General features: G+C 40.8%; 13 protein-coding genes and 5 tRNA genes. 17 read left to right on the plus strand and 1 reads right to left on the minus strand.

Annotated elements, in window-relative coordinates; translation table 11 throughout:
* Positions 1-134: 134 nt before the first annotated feature.
* Positions 135-581, plus strand: coding sequence for a DUF2147 domain-containing protein (locus I6F42_RS07835; protein WP_007583761.1), 447 nt, complete (start codon positions 135-137; stop codon positions 579-581).
* 139 nt (positions 582-720) lie between these two features.
* Positions 721-1,188, plus strand: a complete 468-nt coding sequence (locus I6F42_RS07840; RefSeq protein WP_197151697.1) for a YHS domain-containing (seleno)protein — start codon at positions 721-723, stop codon at positions 1,186-1,188.
* A gap of 79 nt (positions 1,189-1,267) precedes the next feature.
* Here the strand turns inward: I6F42_RS07840 and fldB are convergent, their stop codons facing one another.
* Positions 1,268-1,789 (minus strand): flavodoxin FldB, encoded by a 522-nt coding sequence (gene fldB / locus I6F42_RS07845; protein ID WP_007583764.1) that lies wholly within the window; start codon positions 1,787-1,789, stop codon positions 1,268-1,270.
* 94 nt (positions 1,790-1,883) lie between these two features.
* Between fldB and xerD the strand changes: the two genes are divergently transcribed.
* The 15 genes from xerD to I6F42_RS07920 all read left to right on the plus strand — a co-directional run bounded on the left by xerD (position 1,884) and on the right by I6F42_RS07920 (position 17,316).
* Positions 1,884-2,810: a site-specific tyrosine recombinase XerD gene (gene xerD, locus I6F42_RS07850; protein ID WP_024590718.1), complete on the plus strand. Its 927-nt coding sequence runs from the start codon at positions 1,884-1,886 to the stop codon at positions 2,808-2,810.
* A gap of 63 nt (positions 2,811-2,873) precedes the next feature.
* On the plus strand, positions 2,874-3,602 hold the full coding sequence (gene dsbC / locus I6F42_RS07855; RefSeq protein ID WP_007583768.1) for a bifunctional protein-disulfide isomerase/oxidoreductase DsbC: 729 nt from the start codon (positions 2,874-2,876) through the stop codon (positions 3,600-3,602).
* Positions 3,603-3,683: 81 nt separating this feature from the next.
* The gene (gene recJ / locus I6F42_RS07860; protein WP_007583770.1) at positions 3,684-5,405 is read left to right on the plus strand and encodes a single-stranded-DNA-specific exonuclease RecJ; all 1,722 of its coding nucleotides are present in this window, start codon (positions 3,684-3,686) and stop codon (positions 5,403-5,405) included.
* Between the two features lie 143 nt (positions 5,406-5,548).
* Positions 5,549-6,647 (plus strand): peptide chain release factor 2 gene (gene prfB, locus I6F42_RS07865; RefSeq protein ID WP_197151699.1). Its coding sequence is split into 2 segments (ribosomal slippage): positions 5,549-5,623 and positions 5,625-6,647, totalling 1,098 coding nucleotides; the frame shifts between segments, so codons are not numbered across the junction.
* Between the two features lie 26 nt (positions 6,648-6,673).
* A complete protein-coding gene (gene lysS / locus I6F42_RS07870; protein WP_197151701.1) occupies positions 6,674-8,209 on the plus strand; it encodes a lysine--tRNA ligase in 1,536 nt (511 codons plus the stop codon).
* Positions 8,210-8,533: 324 nt separating this feature from the next.
* Complete coding sequence (locus I6F42_RS07875) at positions 8,534-8,716, plus strand: hypothetical protein (RefSeq protein ID WP_010553261.1); 183 nt, start codon at positions 8,534-8,536, stop codon at positions 8,714-8,716.
* Positions 8,717-8,844: 128 nt separating this feature from the next.
* Positions 8,845-8,937 (plus strand) — tRNA-Ser (locus tag I6F42_RS07880).
* 38 nt (positions 8,938-8,975) lie between these two features.
* A tRNA-Arg gene (locus I6F42_RS07885) sits at positions 8,976-9,052 on the plus strand.
* 74 nt (positions 9,053-9,126) lie between these two features.
* Positions 9,127-9,203: transfer RNA gene (locus I6F42_RS07890), tRNA-Arg, on the plus strand.
* A 148-nt stretch (positions 9,204-9,351) separates the two neighbouring features.
* A tRNA-Arg gene (locus tag I6F42_RS07895) sits at positions 9,352-9,428 on the plus strand.
* A 115-nt stretch (positions 9,429-9,543) separates the two neighbouring features.
* A tRNA-Arg gene (locus I6F42_RS07900) sits at positions 9,544-9,620 on the plus strand.
* Positions 9,621-10,909: 1,289 nt separating this feature from the next.
* Positions 10,910-12,085, plus strand: a complete 1,176-nt coding sequence (locus tag I6F42_RS07905; protein WP_197151703.1) for an exo-beta-N-acetylmuramidase NamZ domain-containing protein — start codon at positions 10,910-10,912, stop codon at positions 12,083-12,085.
* Between the two features lie 9 nt (positions 12,086-12,094).
* Complete coding sequence (gene pbp4b / locus I6F42_RS07910) at positions 12,095-13,753, plus strand: penicillin binding protein PBP4B (RefSeq protein ID WP_197151705.1); 1,659 nt, start codon at positions 12,095-12,097, stop codon at positions 13,751-13,753.
* A gap of 191 nt (positions 13,754-13,944) precedes the next feature.
* The gene (locus I6F42_RS07915; protein ID WP_197151706.1) at positions 13,945-15,321 is read left to right on the plus strand and encodes a Na+/H+ antiporter NhaC family protein; all 1,377 of its coding nucleotides are present in this window, start codon (positions 13,945-13,947) and stop codon (positions 15,319-15,321) included.
* Between the two features lie 252 nt (positions 15,322-15,573).
* A complete protein-coding gene (locus I6F42_RS07920) occupies positions 15,574-17,316 on the plus strand; it encodes a potassium/proton antiporter (protein ID WP_197151707.1) in 1,743 nt (580 codons plus the stop codon).
* Positions 17,317-17,439: the final 123 nt, after the last annotated feature.

Raw genomic sequence — 17,439 nt, forward strand, 5'->3', positions numbered from 1 at the left:
AAACCTAAACTAATGATTATTAGTTTAGGTTTTTTGCTTTTAGTTTTTTATTTTATGTACAGCGCTTTAATAGTGTGTTTATAAATCACCTGATATGATTTAACCATTGGCCACTTAATTTAAAAGGCAACACAATGAAAAAGTTAAATAAATTAGCATTACTTAGCACGTTAGCAGCCACCATTTTTGCAAGCCAAGGTGTGTTTGCTGCTATTACGCCTGTAGGGCTTTGGAAAACGATTGATGAGGATACAAACCAAGCTAAGTCGTATGTACGTATTACCCAAACCAACGGTGTATTAAGCGGCAAAGTTGAAACCATTCTTAACCCTTCAAAACAAAATGATATATGCAGTAAGTGTGATGATGAGTTAAAAGATCAGCCTATTTTAGGAATGACTATAATCACGGGTGTAAAAGCACAAGATGATGGTGTTTGGGGAGACGGTGAAATACTCGATCCAACAAATGGTAAAACCTACACTTTACAACTAACCCCGCAAGATGAAGGTAAAAAGCTCGAAGTACGCGGCTACATTGGCTTTTTTTACCGAAACCAATATTGGCTAAAAGTAGAGTAAGCTTTACTACTTATTTAATTACTAAACGTTAAATAATTAAGTATTAACTGAAATCATTTTTGCGCTTTGCCTTTCTTACTCACTAAGCCAGCTATATTTAATTGGCATTCAATTTTGAGTAAATAATAAAGGAAAAAAGATGATTAAGTACATAGTTGCTTTAATAATGCTTAGCGCACTGTTAATAAGCGGTGGGGCAAATGCAAAGGATGATGCTGTAAATACGGGTTGGTTTAATAACACGGCTATTAAAGGGTACGACAGCGTTGCTTATTTTACGCAAAATAAAGCCGTTAAAGGCAGCGACAAATACACGTTTAGTTATTTAGGTGCCAACTGGCACTTTTCGAGTGAAGAAAACAAAACGACATTTGCAGAAAACCCAAAACGTTATGCACCGCAATACGGTGGTTGGTGTGCTTATGCAATGGCTGATGAAGGTAACGCTGTAGGTATAGACCCAGAAGCATTTTATATTCACGAAGGTAAGCTTTACTTAAACTATAGCGAAAGCGTGCAGCAAAAATGGTTAAGTAATCTAGTGCCGTATATTGTTATGGCTGATGGATATTACCCACAAACAACAAACGTGATGACGTTTAAGTAAATTTTTAATTAATATTAACTAAAAAGCCCGCAACTAAACTAGTTGCGGGCTTTTTGCTTTTTATTTATTAGCTTATTAATTAAAGCGTTTCGCCGTATTCAGTCATTACCTGTTCAACCCATGTTGCAATGCGGTCGTCGCTTAGCTCGTATTGACTGTCTTCGTCGAGCGCGAGTCCTACAAACTGTTTACCATCAGGCGTTAATGCTTTTGAAGCTTCAAACTCGTAACTACTGTCGTTTGGCCAAAAACCAAGTTGAGTAAATGTTTGCGTATTTATTTCGTCGTGTAGCATGCCTAGCGCATCTTGAAACCACTGCCCGTAACCTTGTTGATCGCCCATGCCAAATAAAGCAATGGTTTTACCATTTAGGTTTACGTCGGCTATGTCGTCCCACTTTGACTCCCAGTCTTCTTGTATTTCACCAAAATCCCATGTTGAAATACCAAAGATGATAAAGTCATACTGCTCTGCATTTTTTAGTGGCTCGTCTTTAATATTGTGCAGGGTAACTATATCGGCACCAATAATGTCGCGAATCTTTTCTGCTGCCATTTCGGTGTAGCACGTAGTAGAACCAAAAAATAAACCAATTTGCATCGTATTTATCACTGTGTAATTGCCTGATATGATAGGCTCAAGTTTACCGTAAGGTATTTTTAATTGATACCTTAGCAAAGCATGAGAGCATAATGTGACAACGCTATCTGACGATTCTTTTGAAAATAACAGCAGTATGAGCAGTAATAGCGACTACCTAGAAACCTTTTTAGATAGCCTGTACTTAGAACAAGGCGTAAGCGAAAACACATTAAGTGCTTATCGCAGTGATTTAGATAAGTTTTGCCTATTTTTAAAGGGCGAAAATTTAATGACGGTAACAGGGCTTGATGTTGAAAGTTACTTAGCGCACCGAGTCGATTTAGGATTAAAACCACGCAGTACGGCACGTAGTATTAGTGCGCTTAAGCGTTTTTATCAGTACTTTGTGCGCGAAAAACTAATTAGCGACACCCCCATGCTAAATATTTCTCAGCCAAAAGCAGGGCAGTCGTTACCTAAAACACTCTCAGAGGCCGAAGTTGAGGCATTATTAAATGCGCCTAATACCGAAGAAGCGATGGGACTGCGCGATAAAGCCATGCTAGAGCTACTTTATGCAACGGGTTTGCGTGTAAGTGAGCTTGTTGGACTGCGCATGGAGCAAATTAATTTGCGCCAAGCAGTGGTGTTTGTAAAAGGTAAAGGTAATAAAGAGCGCTTAGTTCCACTGGGTGAAGAAGCCATGTATTGGCTTGAGCAATTTTTAAAGGGTGGGCGTGCGCAAATGATAAAACATGCCACCGATTTTGTGTTCCCATCTAAACGCGGAGTAGGCATGACGCGACAAACCTTTTGGCATAGAATTAAACACTATGCTATTTTGGCAGCAGTTGAGTCTCCATTATCGCCCCATACTATGCGCCATGCTTTTGCTACGCACTTATTAAATCATGGGGCAGATTTACGTGTGGTACAAATGATGTTGGGCCATAGCGATTTATCAACGACGCAAATTTATACCCATGTTGCCAATGAACGGTTAAAGTCGGTACATGCAGAGCATCATCCGCGTGCGTAAGTTTGAAAGTAAATATCATTAAGCCGGTCAATATATTAAGTATTTTTAGGATAGAGAGAAGTTATGAAAAAATTAATGTTAGCAGGTGCCATGTTGTGCACAAGTATTAGTGCATTTGCAAATGGCGTTGCTGTAACACCAGATGCTAATGATCCTATTATTACTAAATTTGCCGAGCTTGGTGTAACTGTAAAGCAAATTAATCCAAGTCCAGTAACGGGTTTAAAAGAATTGATTACTAATAAGGGCGTGCTTTACGCAAGTCCAGACGGTCAATATTTAATGCAAGGTACGTTAATTGATTTAAATAATCGTAATAACCTAACAGAGCAAGCATTAAATGGCGTGCGTGTTGAAGGTCTTAAAGAATACGAAGAATCGATGATTGTGTACAAAGCGCCAAACGAAAAACACAGTATTACTGTATTTACCGACATTAGCTGTGGTTACTGTCGTAAATTACACCGCGAGTTAGACGATTTACTTGATGCGGGTATTACCGTTAAGTACCTTGCGTTTCCACGTGGTGGCTTACAAGGTTCAGGTTACGCAGATTTAATGAACGTATGGTGTGCACGCGATCAGCAAGAAGCACTAACAGAAGCTAAATCGGGCACAAGCACTAAAGTAGTTGCAGGCTGTAGCGCACCGGTTGCAGAGCATTACCAATTAGGTCAAAGCTTTGGTATTAGCGGCACACCCGCTATTATTTTAGAAGATGGTACAATGATCCCTGGTTACCAGCCAGCAGCAGCACTAAAAGCAGCATTAGAAGCTAACAAAGCGTCGTAATTAAACGCTTAGTTATTATTAAAAAGGCCTTAATGGCCTTTTTTTGTCTTTTTAATACGACTCAATAAGTTAAAACCCTGCATGAAAAAACTAATCATTGCGCGTGAAAACGTTGACGACTCGCATCTGCCGAGTAATTTACACCCTGTAATTAAACAAATTTATGCTAACCGCAATGTATTCAATGCCGAAGAGCTAAATAACAGCGTAGCTACGCTTCACGACTTCAAATTGTTTAAAGACATCGACAAAGCCAGCGACTTATTAATTGAAGCATTAAAAGCGCAAAGCCAAATATTAATAGTTGGCGACTTTGATGCCGATGGCGCAACAAGCACTGCAACTTTAATGCAAGGCCTTGAGATGTTTGGCTTTAAGCATTTAGATTACTTAATTCCTGACAGGTTTAGCTTAGGATATGGCTTAAGCCCCGCGCTTGCTGAGCAAATAGTACAAATAAAACCTGACTTAGTGATCACCGTAGATAACGGCATATCGTGTATTGCCGGTATTGATATTTTAAAAGCGGTTGGCATAAAAGTGCTGGTAACAGATCACCACTTACAAGGTGAGCAGCTGCCAAATGCCGATGCAATCGTAAATCCAAACAGACATGAATGTGATTTTCCGTCTAAATCTATTGCAGGCGTTGGCGTTGCTTTTTACTTATTAATAGCGCTGAGAAGCGTAATGCGAGATTTGGGTTATTTTGAGCAGCAACCGCCGCCTAATTTAGCTAACTTACTCGACATTGTAGCGCTTGGTACGGTTGCTGATGTAGTGGCACTTGATGCAAATAACCGCACCTTAGTACACCAAGGTTTAGCACGTATTCGCAGTGGTAAAACACGCCCTGGTATTACTGCGCTAATTGAAGTGGCTAACCGCAATGCTGCCCGCTTAAGTGCAAGCGACTTTGGCTTTTCACTTGCGCCGCGTTTAAATGCAGCAGGGCGATTAGACGACATGAGTTTGGGTATAGCGTGCTTGCTTAGCACCGACATAAACCAAGCGCGTAGTATAGCTGGCGAGCTCGATAGCTTAAACTTTGCAAGGCGCGAAATAGAACAAGGCATGCAAGCCGAGGCGCAAGCCGTGCTTGATAGGCTCGCATTTAGCGACGATAACATTCCTGATGCTATTTGTTTGTTTCAAGACGATTGGCATCAAGGTGTTATTGGTATTTTGGCTGGTCGCTTAAAAGAAAAATACCACCGCCCAACCGTTATATTCGCTGGTGGCGAAAACGGTGAAATTAAAGGCTCGTGCCGCTCTATTGAAGGGCTACACATGCGCGATTTACTCGAAGGGCTTAATACAGCCGACCCACACTTGATTAATAAATTTGGTGGCCATGCCATGGCAGCCGGCTTAAGTATTAACGAGCAACACTTTAACGACTTTAAAAAAGCGTTTGATGCCGCAGTTAGCGCGCAACTGAGTGAAGAAAGTAAACGCTGTATTGTATTTACCGACGGTGAGCTGCCAAACGACTGCTTTACGATGGAATTTGCCCAGCTATTAAAGCAATCGGGCCCGTGGGGTCAGCAATTTCCTGAGCCGGTGTTTGAGCATACCTTTGAAGTAATACAGCAGCGCATAGTAGGCGAAAAGCATTTAAAGCTCGTGTTAAAGCATCAATCTGGTCGATTAGTTGACGCCATTGCTTTTGGTATTGATGTAAAAGAATGGCCAGATACTGAGGCGAAGTTTGTAAAAGTAGCGTACCAGCTCGATATAAATGAGTTTAGAGGTAAATTTACGCTGCAATTAATAGTTAGAGAGCTTGAAAAAGTACACTAAAAAATATGTAATATCATGCATAAAATGCTAATAAAGCGCGCGGTTTTTTGTTAAAATCGGGCGTTTTTATCATTTGACGATAATTTATTGCGAAAATCCCATTTAAAGGGGCGCAATTACCTAGCCATTTTGGAGTGATGTACATGTTTGAAGTGAATCCTGTGATTAATCAAATCAAGGAAATTCGCGAACGTACTGAATTGCTTCGGGGGTACCTTTGACTACGCTCTTAAACAAGAACGCTTAGAAGAAGTTAACGCCGAGCTTGAAGATTCAGCCGTGTGGAATGAGCCTGAACGCGCACAAGCGCTTGGCCGTGAAAAGTCAGCATTAGAAGCTGTTGTTGAAACAATCGACAATCTTGTAGCCGGTACTGATGATGTTGAAGGCTTACTTGAGCTTGCTGTAGAAGCTGAAGACGAAGATACCTTTGTTGAAGCGCAAAGCGAATTAACTGATCTAAACGAGCAATTAGAAGGTTTAGAGTTTCGTCGTATGTTTTCAGGTCCTCATGACTCAAACGATGCGTACCTTGATTTACAATCGGGTTCTGGCGGTACTGAAGCCCAAGACTGGTGTAATATTCTACTTCGTATGTATTTACGTTGGGGCGAGGCTAAAGGCTTTAAAGTTGAGCTAGTTGAAGCGACCGACGGTGATGTTGCTGGTATTAAAGGCGCAACTGTCCGCTTTGTTGGCGAATACGCTTACGGTTGGTTACGCACAGAAACTGGCGTACATCGCTTAGTACGTAAAAGCCCATTTGACTCTAGTGGTCGTCGTCATACTTCATTTGCTTCTGCGTTTGTATACCCAGAAGTTGACGATAATATTGAAATTGATATGAATCCGTCAGACCTGCGTATAGACGTTTACCGTGCATCGGGCGCGGGTGGTCAGCACGTTAACACCACCGAATCGGCGGTTCGTATCACTCACGTACCAACAAATACCGTAGTGCAGTGTCAAAACGAGCGTTCGCAGCATAAAAATAAAGCCCAAGCGATGAAGCAGTTAAAAGCTAAATTATTTGAGCTTGAGCTACAACAGCAAAATGCTGAAAAACAAACGCAAGAAGATGCTAAATCTGATATTGGTTGGGGTAGTCAAATTCGTTCATACGTACTTGATGACGCACGCATTAAAGATTTACGTACAGGCGTTGAAAACCGCAATACCCAATCGGTACTTGACGGTAACTTAGATAAATTTATTGAAGCCAGCCTTAAATCTGGCCTATAACCACCAAGCTAATAAAGAGCTAAAAAATGACTGATAAAATCCAAGACGAAAACAAGTTAATCGCTGAGCGTCGCGGCAAGTTAGACGCTATACGCGAAAATTGCCCAGCCAACGGTCATCCAAACCAATTCCGTCGTGAGCATTACACGGCTGATTTGCAAGCCCAGTTTGGTGATAAGAGCAAAGAAGAATTAGTAGAGATGCAAGAAGTTGTGTCTATCGCTGGCCGTATTTTAGCAAAGCGTGGACCGTTTTTTGTAATTCAAGACATGAAAGGTCGCATACAAGCGTATGCATCTAAAGATGTTCAAAAAGATCTTAAAGAAAAATATGGTCAACTAGACACTGGCGATATTATTGGTGTTAAAGGCGCATTAAATAAATCAGGTAAAGGCGATTTATACGTAGAAATGACTGAGTACCAACTATTAACTAAGTCACTTCGTCCGTTACCAGAAAAATTCCATGGCTTATCAGATCAAGAAACAAAGTACCGCCAACGTTATGTTGATTTAATTACTAACGAAGCAACGCGCGAAACATTCCGCATTCGTTCACAAGTAGTTGAAGGCATTCGTCGCTTTTTAGCAGACCGTGACTTTATGGAAGTAGAAACACCAATGCTACAGGTTATACCTGGCGGTGCATCTGCGCGTCCGTTTGTAACTCACCATAATGCACTTGATATCGACATGTACTTACGTATAGCGCCTGAGCTTTACTTAAAGCGCTTAGTGGTAGGTGGTTTTGACCGTGTATTTGAAATTAACCGTAACTTCCGTAACGAAGGGTTATCTACGCGTCACAATCCAGAATTCACAATGATTGAATTTTACCAAGCATACGCTGATTACATCGACCTGATGAACATCACCGAAGACATGCTACGTACGGTTGCAGAAAACGTACTAGGTAGTGCAGTTGTAGTTAATACAACTAAAGACGAAAACGGCGAAGTAATTGACTCAGTTGAGTACGACTTTGGCCAACCGTTTACACGTTTAAGCATGAGCGATGCAATATTAAAATATAACCCTGAGTTTGATGCTGCGGTATTTAACGACCCAGAAAACCACTTTGACGAATTAAAAGCGTACGCTAAACAAGTACACGTTAAAATTCCTGAAAATTGTGTTTGGGGTCCAGGTAAGTTCTTGTGTGAAATATTTGAAGAAACAGCAGAGCACATGCTTATTCAACCTACGTTTATTACTGGCTACCCGTGGGAAGTTTCTCCACTTGCACGCCGTAACGACGAAAATGCATTTGTTACAGACCGTTTTGAATTTTTTGTTGGCGGTCGTGAACTTGCAAATGGTTTCTCTGAGCTTAACGATGCACAAGACCAAGCTGAGCGCTTTACTCGCCAAGTTGAAGAGAAAGACGCAGGCGATGATGAAGCAATGCATTACGATGAAGACTACATACGCGCACTTGAGTACGGCTTACCGCCAACTGCAGGTGAAGGTATTGGTATTGACCGTTTAGTAATGTTGTTTACTGACTCATCAACAATTAAAGACGTTATTTTGTTCCCGCATATGCGTCCACAAGCTGACTAAGCTTTGGGTAGAACAAAGTAAGTTAATAAACGCCGCTTAATAGCGGCGTTTTTTTTGCTTTGCATTAGTATTTTAATTAATAAGTACTACACTAAAAATTAAATGTAGTTATTAGTGCTGGTTAATGTGCAATTCAGCTTCGCTAATTTATTGTTATTGGCAGTTTTTAATATTAAAACTAACAGTGCTATAACTTTTTAGTATGATTGTTTTTTAAACATATGTTGTATTTATGTAAAGGTTTTAGCTAGAATACGCACGAAATTTACACTGCTTGGTATTTAGCAGCTAAATATAGATTCTTAAAGGACTTAGAATAATAGTATGAAAGACAAACGAGTAGATGATTTATCAGAAGAATGCACATCAGAGCAAGAAAGAAATGCTTACTACCGTGCTTGTATTGCTGAATTTCAACAATTAGGTTACCAAGAACAGTATTTGGCTCAGTTAACTGATGACTTAGTTCCTGTGCTAGGTGTTAATCCTTCAAATAAAAATACGTAACCCGCTTAAATTTCAAACTAATTACACTTTTAAACCAAGCATATGTGCAATCTATAACCATATAGTCGTTTTTGGTAGAAAAGTGTTTGACATATTTTCTGAAATCTTTATTATACGCCCCACAAGACGGAGAGGTGTCCGAGTGGCCGAAGGAGCTCCCCTGCTAAGGGAGTATAGAGTTTGTAGCTCTATCGAGGGTTCGAATCCCTCCCTCTCCACCATTTCTTTTAATGGCGTGTTTTGTAAAGTTTTAAAGTATGGGTGCATAGCTCAGCTGGATAGAGTACTCGGCTACGAACCGAGCGGTCGGAGGTTCGAATCCTCCTGCGCCCACCATACTTTAATAACTCTGCTTAGAGTCTAAATAAGCAAAAGCTCTACTTAGAGTTAAAATAAGTAAACTATAAAGTGGGTGCATAGCTCAGCTGGATAGAGTACTCGGCTACGAACCGAGCGGTCGGAGGTTCGAATCCTCCTGCGCCCACCACTTTATAGACTCATACTTAGAGTATAAAAAAGTAAAGTGTTGGCTAAAGCCAAACGGTCGGAGGTTCATTCTTACAAGATACGTCCTGTGCCCACCACTTTATAGACTCTCACTTAGAGTAAAAAGAAGTAATAGTAAAAATGAAAGTGGGTGCATAGCTCAGCTGGATAGAGTACTCGGCTACGAACCGAGCGGTCGGAGGTTCGAATCCTCCTGCGCCCACCACTTTCATGTTTTCATACACTTTTAAGTGTAAGAAAAATAAACCGATGGAAATCGGTTTTTTTATGTCTGAATTTATACGCTCTGCTTAGAGTTTAAATAAGCAATCTATGAAAGTGGGTGCATAGCTCAGCTGGATAGAGTACTCGGCTACGAACCGAGCGGTCGGAGGTTCGAATCCTCCTGCGCCCACCACTTTCATAAATAAGCCGACATTAAGTCGGTTTTTTTGTGCCTAAAATAAAGTGAAATGTAGAGTTTAGGAGGATTGAGAACCAAGAAGTCGGAGGTTCACTCTTACAAGATACGTCCTGCGCCCACCACTTTCATAAACAAGCCGACATTAAGTCGGTTTTTTTGTGCCTAAAATAAAGTGAAATGTAAACTACCACTCCTGTAGCCGCAGAGCTTGCTCGCGTGAGAAGCGCCAGCTTCTAATTACTTATCATCGATACAACTGATGCTTTATTTACGAGCGTTGCTCGTCGCGTCAGCAAGCTGCACGCCTACAAGTAAAAGCAATCATACCTTTACTCATCGAGTTTAATAATCCGTTGTAGACGCAGAGCTTGCTCGCGTGAGAAGCGCCAGCTTCTAATTACTTATCACCGATACAACTGATGCTTTATTTACGAGCGTTGCTCGTCGCGTCAGCAAGCTGCACGCCTACAAGTAAAAACAGCTCTAATCTTTAAATCCAAACTCCGAGCTTATTCATCCGTTGTAGACGCAGAGCTTGCTCGTCGCGGCAGCAAGCTGCACGCCTACAAGTAAAACTAGCTCTAATATTTAAATCCAAACTCCGAGTTTATTCATTCGTTGTAGACGCTGAGCTTGCTCGCGTGAGAAGCGCTAGCTTCTAATCACTTACCACCGATATAACTGATACTTTATTTACGAGCTTCGCTCGTCGCGTCAGCAAGCTGCACGCCTACAAGTAAAACCAGCTCTAATCTTTAAATCCACACCCTGAGTTTATTCATCCGTTGTAGACGCTGAGCTTGCTCGCGTGGGAAGCGACAGCTTTTATTCCCCCTCAAAAATATAATTTATAAGATTTTATTTGTTGGCAACGCCAGAAATAAGTGATTTATTCACAAAGAGTTTAAGAGGCGCTGCGCTTTTAGAGGTAGTAATAAAGCTAAGTTAAACTAATAAACCCGGGCTTATGTCTTCTCATTTACTTCTCTTTGTGTAATAGATCTTTAAGTGGTTCATTGACCAAGAAATTAAATAACTAGAAGCGTTTAGCTCTAAGAAGGTTAAATACGGTCTTTAAGCTTAAAATGGGAGGTGGTATTTTCAAGTAAAACTAGCTCTAATCTTTAAATCTAAACTCCGAGTTTTATTCATCCGTTGTAGACGCTGAGCTTGCTCGCGTGAGAAGCGCTGTATCTGCTCAAGCCCACTTAACCCTTTTCTAAAGCTGCTCTTTAATATTACCTATGTTATTTTAAACGCCTTGTTTAAAAGGATATTGCAGTATGTTTAAAACCCTATTTATTACGTTATTTTTTATTTTTAGCGCTATTTTTATTTCCAGCGCACAAGCCAACGAAGCTAATAACTCACTTGTGGTAGGTGCGCAGCAATATGCTAAATATTTACCGCAGTTAAAAAATAAACGTATAGGGCTCGTAGTTAATCAAACATCAACGGTAGGGCAAACTCACTTAGTAGATGCTCTACTGACTAAAAACATAAACATAACTAAAATTTTTGCACCTGAGCATGGCTTTCGCGGCGATCACGATGCAGGCGCCCATGTAAAAAATGCCGTTGATAGCAAAACCGGTATTCCGCTTATTTCTATTTACGGTAAAAATAAAAAACCAAGCCAAGCTGCTTTAGCCGATGTTGATGTCATTATTTTTGATATTCAAGATGTGGGAGTGCGCTTTTATACCTATATAAGCTCTATGCACTACATGATGGAAGCCGCAGCAGAGCAGGGGATAGAATTTTTAGTACTCGACAGACCCAATCCAAATATTGCCTACGTTGACGGACCAATATTAGAGCCACAATTTAAATCGTTTGTAGGCATGCACCCAATTCCTGTGTTACACGGTATGACCGTTGGCGAACTTGCCAAAATGATCAAGGGCGAGGGTTGGATCAATAAAGCGCCCGATTTAAAATTAACCGTGATCCCTGTTGATCATTACACTCGCAAAAGTGCTTATAATTTGCCTGTAAAACCAAGCCCTAATTTACCTAACGATCAAGCCATTGCGCTTTATCCGTCGCTTTGCTTTTTTGAGGCAACGCCTATCAGCATTGGCAGAGGTACCGACTTTGCGTTTCAAGTAATTGGCTATTCGCCAGTTGCATTAGGTAATTTCAATTTTACGCCGCGTGCAATTAAAGGCGCTGCTTTAAACCCTAAATTTAAAAACCAAACCGTACAAGGGCTCGATTTAAGACAGGCAAACATTACAGGCCTAAATTTAACTTACTTAATAAATGCGTACACTGAGCTTAGTAAAAGCAACATCTCGTTTTTTGAGCGCGCTGACTTTATGGATAAACTAGCGGGTACTAATAAATTGCGCTTAGCTATTGAAGCAGGGCAATCAGAAGCGAAAATAAAACAAAGCTGGCAGGCGGGGCTTGCGCAATTTAAAGCGCAAAGAGCGCCTTACTTGCTATATAAATAAGGGCTAAGCATGTTTATTGCTTTGAAAAATCAAAGGTGTAGTTATATAAAAAAAGTATTTATAGCTACGTTAAGCCTTATTGTTGTGGGTTGTAGTACACCACTTGAGCCTATTAGTTCGGTGCTACCACTTACAAAGAGCCAACTTGTAGAGCTGCCTAATGCACAAGTGGTTGTAACGTTTCCTGAGGTAAATCCAAGTAGCCGGTTTTATGTAAATAACCGAGGAACGTTTAAAGCTTACAAAGGGCGCGGGCAATTATTAATACAAAACCACAACGCACAAAGCGCCGATATTTATATTAATAATCAAAAGCTCGACGTTAGCCAACTGAGCGCCAACACTCTATACAATTACAGTTTGGCAAAAAATACTCACAACGGTGTTAATACCTTTAAGGTTGAAAATATTCTCCCTGCTGGCGCAAGCTTAACACTGCGTTTTGCATTTCCTACTTTAAGCGATGAGTCAAAAAAGCTCGTAGATTTTAGTGAAGTAGACACATTAATTGAGCGTGATGTAAAAGCGGGTTTTCCTGGGGCTGTATTGGCCGTTGTTAAAAATGGTGAGCTAATAAAATTAACCGCCTATGGCGATGCAAAGCAATATCAGCAAAGTGATTTAATGCTACTCCGCCCAGAGCCCATGCAAACTAATACCTTGTTTGATCTTGCCTCAAACACCAAAATATTTGCCACCAACTTTGCACTTATGAAATTAGTAAGCGAAGGGCTGTTAAATATTAATAAACCCGTGCAAAGCTACCTAAGCGAATATAAAGGCGAAGGCCGAGCAAAGCGCACAGTAAAAGACTTACTCACTCACAGCGCCGGATACCCGCCAGTATTTGACTTTCACCGTAAAGATGGCAGCAATGGCGACGCGTTTTATTCGCAAAACAGTAAAACCACCAAACAGCTATTACTTACCAGCGTGCCTTTTAGTAGTAAATCATCTGGGCAGCATGTTTACTCAGATATTGATTACATGATTTTAGGTGTGCTAATTGAGCGTATTACAGGGCAGCCCCTTGACGAATACTTAGAGCAGCAAGTGTACGCGCCACTAAAATTAACTAACACGTTATTTAATCCACTTAAAAAAGGCTTTAAGCCACAGCAATTTGCAGCCACAGAGCTTAGCGGCAACACACGAGACGGGCGTATTAAGTTTGATAATGTTCGCACCACTGTTTTACAAGGCCAAGTGCACGACGAGCGCGCTTATTATTCTCTTGATGGTGTAGCAGGGCATGCGGGGCTATTTAGTAACGCTCACGACTTAGCCGTGCTTTGCCAGCTATTATTAAATAATGGCGGCTACGGTGACCAACAATTATTTAGTGCAAGCGCCTTAGCGCAATTTTTAACGCCGCAATCAAGCGATGAAACCTACGGGCTTGGTTTTAGGCTTGCCGGTAATAATCAAGCAAGGCGCTGGCACTTTGGCCCTTATGCAAGCGCACAAGCTTATGGACACACAGGTTGGACAGGTACAGTGACCGTAATTGACCCCGCTTACGACTTGGCTATTGTTTTACTTACCAATGCTCGCCATAGTGCAATTAAAGGCTCGCTAAAACGTTACGAATTTACAGGTAAACAATTTGAAACCGCGCAGTACGGATCTGTGGTGTCGCTTATTTATGAAGCGTTACTAAATCAATAAGCTATCGTATAGGTTAAAACGTACTAACTGTGCCACCTTAAGTGATTTATTTACAGGTGACTTGAGTAAGCCAATCCATTAAGCTAAGCGGTCTATAAAACTAAGCCGGTTTATGTTGTTAGGCTTAACAAATAAGCGTTAAAACGCGTACAAAGCGAGGTTTACTCGCTAATAATTAAGGTTAACTTTTTATGCATTGGTATTCTATTTTACCGCCGCTAATTGCGATTGCTATCGTGTTTTGGCGAAAAGAAGTGATTATGGCGCTACTTGTTGCTGTTGCTTCTTCTGAGTTTTTACTCGCCTTTCAGGGCGAAGGTAATAGCGTGTTTGATACTTTTTTAAATACCATTGAACGTATTATTTCGGTTGCCAGCTCGCCAGGTAATACACGCATATTAATATTTAGTATTTTAATTGGTGCACTGCTTGCCTACATTCGCGAATCTGGCGGCGTTGCAGCAACTGTTAATATGCTAATGAACAAAGGCATTGCAAAAAGTAAGCGCCAAGTGGGCTTTTTAACCATGTTTACCGGCATTGCGGTGTTTATAGAATCTAACCTGAGCGTACTTACCTCGGGTATTTTATCGCGTGGCTTGTTCGACAAATTTAAAATGAGCCGAGCGCGTCTAGCGTACATTATTGACAGCACCAGTGCGCCAGTGTGTATTTTAATACTACTTAACGGCTGGGGCGCATTTGTACTTGGTTTGTTAGGTAACTACGAGCTAGGTGAGTCGGCTGTATCGGTATTGTGGGGCAGCGTAGGGTATAACTTTTACGCCATAATTACCCTTGTTATTGTTTTTTACACCATCGCGTTTGATAAAGTGCACGGCCCAATGAAAGAAGCCGAAGAAAAACTAGAGCTTCAAACAACCGACTTAAAAGATGAAATAAAAGCCTCTAAAGCGCGTTACATGTTAATCCCGCTTATTACGCTCATTACCAGCATGGTTGGCTTTATGTATTACACCGGTAATGGTGTGTTGGCAGAGGGTAGTGGCTCTAAGTCAGTATTGTACGCAACGGTTTTAGCCATTGTTGTCGCTTACTTTTTAATGATTGGTTCTCGTAAATTTACGCACCATCAATTAGTTGATACCGGTTTTAAAGGTATGGGCGAATTAATGCCGCTAGTCGCTATTGTACTGCTTTCGCTTACACTTGGTGCAAGCTTAAAAGAGCTTGGTACTGGCGTATTTGTGGCGTCACTTGTTGGCGACTACTTACCTATTTACCTAATAGTACCGGTGCTGTTTTTAACCGGCGCTGTAATGTCGTTTACTACAGGTACATCGTGGGGTACGTTTGCTATATTAATCCCAATTGGTGTGCCACTTATTCAAGCGCTAGGTTTACCGCCATCGCTTGTTGTTGGTGCTATTTTGGGTGGTGGTATATTTGGCGATCATTGCTCGCCTATATCCGACACCAGCGCTGTATCGGCTATTGCATCGGGGTGTGACTTACTCACCCACGTTAAAACGCAGCTACCGTATGCCTTATTTGGTGGTGGCCTTACGTTTTTAGCGTACTTAGTAACAAGTATTATTGTTTTATAAAATTTGATTATTTAAATACTCAAAAGCCTGCTTAATCGCAGGCTTTTTTGTTTTCAAAATAAATAAAGCTAATTAAGATAGAGCTAAGCAATACCAAACTCAAAGGGTCTATATCTATTAGAAAAACGATTTAATTATAGACTTAAGTACCCGTATTTATATTTTTTAGGTTATTGTATAGCATAAGCTTTAAGCTTTTTGATAGCTGGCAATTTTTACTTTTTAACTCATATAAGGCTGTAAATCCACACTATGTTTGCAATTGATAATATCATTCTCGTTAGTGCCATATTAATTTTACTAGGAGTGATCTCGAGCAAGTTATCTGCACGCGTTGGCTTACCTGTACTGGTGCTATTTTTACTTGTAGGCATGCTTGCAGGTGAAGACGGTATTGCAGGTATTTCATTCGACAACGCAGAGGCCGCACATGCTTTGGGTACTCTTGCGCTTGCCATTATTCTATTTGATGGCGGTTTACAAACGCCTACCAGTTCAATTAAACAAGTGTGGAAACCCGCGTCTGCTTTAGCAACCGTCGGGGTGTTATTTACCGCTGTAATTACAGGCCTTGTGGCCACTTATATTTTAGACCTGCCCATATTACAAGGTGTTTTACTGGGCGCTATTGTTGGCTCTACAGATGCTGCAGCAGTGTTTGCGCTTTTACGAAGTGCGGGTATTCACTTAAACAAAAAGCTTAAATCTACGCTTGAAATAGAAAGTGCCTCGAACGATCCAATGGCTATTTTTCTAACGGTTGGTTTGTTAGAAATGCTCGTTAACGACATGCCAATAGGGCTGGATTTACTACAGTTATTTGCTCAACAAATGGGGGTTGGCGCTATTTGTGGTCTTTTAATTGGTAAGGTATCGGTTTGGTTTATTAATCGAATTAAACTAAATGCATCGGGTTTGTATTTAGTGATGGTAACCGCATTTGGACTGCTTTCTTTTGGCCTTTCTGCAACGCTCGGCGGCAGTGGATTTTTAGCTGTATTTATAACGGGTGTTATTTTAGGTAACAGCAAATTTGTATATAAACGCGGTATTTTTCTGTTTCATGACGGCTTAGCATGGCTTGGGCAAATAACCATGTTTGTTGTATTAGGACTCCTTATTAACCCATCGTCGTTGGTTGATGTATGGTTAGAAGGATTGCTTATTGCATTGGCACTCATTTTTGTTGCTCGCCCATTAGCGGTAGCGCCTATTTTAAAACTGTTTGGCTTTAATAATCGCGAAACCCTGTTTGTATCTTGGGTTGGCCTTAGAGGCTCAGTACCCATTATTTTAGCTATATTCCCATTACTATTTGGCCTTTCAGGGGCTGAACTTATTTTTAATGTTGTTTTTTTCGTGGTATTAATTTCAGCAACGTTACAGGGCTCAACAATGCCTTGGATGGCTAAAAAACTAAATTTAGTAGAGCCGCCGCCCGACCTAGCCGCTGCAACACTCGAAATTACAGCACTAAACGATATTGATATAGAAATTGTAGAATACACCTTAAGTGATGTTTCTCGGGTTTCTGGGCGCAGCTTGTCACATGCGGCACTTCCTGAGAGTGTGGTTGTTGCTATGATCACACGGGGTCCGTCAATCATACCGCCACGAGGCTCAACTAAGTTAAAAGCAAACGATCACTTATTTGTTGTTTTAAAACCAGATAACAGACCTTTTGTTGATTTAGTTTTTACAGCAACCGATAAAACAAACCATCAAGATAGCCACTTAGCTCACAACGAACTTAAAGTGAAAGGAGTAACGTTGGTAGGTGATATATTTTACTCTTACCACATGCACATAGACGCTCCAGAAGAGATAAGCTTGGAAGAAGTGATTAACCAAAAGCTTTCAGGAGAAGTCAGTAAAGGCGATATTGTTGTTATTGGCAATGTGCAAATACGCGTTATAACAATGGTACATACACGCATAGTTACCATTGGCTTAAAGTACTTAAATAATCCAGAAAAGCGACTTTTAAAGCAGTAATCATTAACAGTGATTTGTTAGATGGTGACAGTACTTTTATAGCTAAGTAGATACCATCTCTTCTAACCAGCCTCAAGCTTTCTTTAAATAGCTTGGGGCTGATATTCAGTTTGATTCTTCACA

It is taken from the genome of Pseudoalteromonas sp. SWYJZ12 (assembly GCF_015864395.1).
In the GTDB taxonomy this organism is placed as follows: Bacteria; Pseudomonadota; Gammaproteobacteria; order Enterobacterales; family Alteromonadaceae; genus Pseudoalteromonas; species Pseudoalteromonas arctica.

Bases quoted from the DNA above. Each gene is read 5' to 3' on its own strand.
- I6F42_RS07920 (WP_197151707.1), top strand. From the start codon at position 15,574: ATGTTTGCAATTGATAATATCATTCTCGTTAGTGCCATATTAATTTTA.
- I6F42_RS07840 (WP_197151697.1), top strand. From the start codon at position 721: ATGATTAAGTACATAGTTGCTTTAATAATGCTTAGCGCACTGTTAATA.
- dsbC (WP_007583768.1), top strand. From the start codon at position 2,874: ATGAAAAAATTAATGTTAGCAGGTGCCATGTTGTGCACAAGTATTAGT.
- fldB (WP_007583764.1), bottom strand. From the start codon at position 1,789: ATGCAAATTGGTTTATTTTTTGGTTCTACTACGTGCTACACCGAAATG.
- pbp4b (WP_197151705.1), top strand. From the start codon at position 12,095: ATGTTTATTGCTTTGAAAAATCAAAGGTGTAGTTATATAAAAAAAGTA.
- recJ (WP_007583770.1), top strand. From the start codon at position 3,684: ATGAAAAAACTAATCATTGCGCGTGAAAACGTTGACGACTCGCATCTG.
- I6F42_RS07915 (WP_197151706.1), top strand. From the start codon at position 13,945: ATGCATTGGTATTCTATTTTACCGCCGCTAATTGCGATTGCTATCGTG.
- I6F42_RS07905 (WP_197151703.1), top strand. From the start codon at position 10,910: ATGTTTAAAACCCTATTTATTACGTTATTTTTTATTTTTAGCGCTATT.
- lysS (WP_197151701.1), top strand. From the start codon at position 6,674: ATGACTGATAAAATCCAAGACGAAAACAAGTTAATCGCTGAGCGTCGC.
- I6F42_RS07875 (WP_010553261.1), top strand. From the start codon at position 8,534: ATGAAAGACAAACGAGTAGATGATTTATCAGAAGAATGCACATCAGAG.
- I6F42_RS07835 (WP_007583761.1), top strand. From the start codon at position 135: ATGAAAAAGTTAAATAAATTAGCATTACTTAGCACGTTAGCAGCCACC.